Here is a 1288-nt window from a genome sequence, read left to right as displayed (position 1 = left end):
GCCGGCAAGAAGGTGTCGAACTACCGCTATGGTTCCGTCGTCTTCGCCGACCGCGGCGGCTCCTGGTCCTGCCAGCCGCCCGGCGGCTGCCCGGTGCAGCCCACCAACGGGGTCAACATCGAGTTCGGCGGCAGCTTTGAGATGGAAGGCAAGCCCTTCCATATTCGAACCGCCAACGTGCCGTGATTCGCTGACATCTAGCGTCATTTAGTCCAAGAAAAGCCCGCCGCGTGCGGGCTTTTCTATTGCTTCCAGCACTGAGTTCGGCGCTTCGTCCTACGCGACAACGTAATGAATTCGACTTCCACGTATGTGCGGATTTCGCGTTGAAAGCGTTAGCAAGCACAACGTTAGTAACACGCCCCTGGGGAGCCGAATACACATAGGAAAGGAAGTGCAAGAACGGTTGCCCCTCGAGTCGTTCACCCGTACAAACCCCAACTTATCCAAATTAGGAGGGATTTGCTTGAAAGTCATCGACAAAAGCGCGCTTCTGCTTCTTGTTGCGGCAGGTGCACTCGCAGGATGCGGGGGCGGAGGAAACGGATCTGGTGGCGGCTTTGCCGCTCTAGGGTCCGAGACGTCGCCCACGACCGCGTCTCCAACCGGCGCCGCGGCCGCCGAATCATCCACCGCGACCAAGGAGGAGGCAGCGCCCATCGGCAAGCTCGATTCCAGCTGGGTCAAGGTCGCGGACGAGAACCAGGCCTTCACGCTGGCCTCCGCCCAGATCGTCCAATACGGCGCGAACGACACCTACGCCAGCAAGTCGCTGTCCGGCTCGGTGGCCTGCGGCAACGGGACCTTCGGAGACCCGCTGCCCTACGTGGCGAAGGCGTGCTATGTCCAGACCGCGACGGCTCCCGCGCCCGCACCGGCACCTGCGCCCGCGCCCGTCGCCGGCACGCGCCTGGCCGGCGAGGGCTCGTCTTTCACCCTGGCTTCCCCAACGCTGGTGCAATACGGCGCCGACGGCAAGTGGGCTCAGAAGACGGTGAGCGGCAGCGCCAACTGCTCGAACGAATTCTTCGGCGGCGACCCCGCTCCCTTCGTCGCCAAGGCCTGCTATTCGCTCGGCGCAGCCGCCGGGCCGGCACCGGCACCTGCGCCCGCACCGGCACCGGCACCCGCGCCCGTCGCGGGCACGCGGTTGGCCGGCGAGGGCTCGTCCTTCACGGTGGCCTCGGCAACGCTGGTGCAATACGGCGCCAACGGCAAGTGGGCTCAGAAGACGGTGAGCGGCAGCGCCAACTGCTCGAACGAATTCTTCGGCGGCGACCCCGCTCCC

At 65.1% G+C, this 1288-nt stretch carries 1 protein-coding gene and 1 pseudogene; both read left to right on the top strand.

Going from position 1 to position 1288, the window contains the following annotated elements:
• The coding region (locus ACMGEZ_RS29620) for a hypothetical protein (RefSeq protein WP_436825849.1) at nucleotides 1-186 on the top strand (186 nt) is incomplete at its 5' end.
• Nucleotides 187-466: 280 nt separating this feature from the next.
• Nucleotides 467-1288: pseudogene (locus ACMGEZ_RS29615) on the top strand (hypothetical protein); the annotation flags it as partial.

This window comes from Variovorax stachyos (genome assembly GCF_051400855.1).
Lineage (GTDB): Bacteria > Pseudomonadota > Gammaproteobacteria > Burkholderiales > Burkholderiaceae_C > Variovorax.
This window is presented reverse-complemented; position numbering and strand designations above follow the sequence as displayed.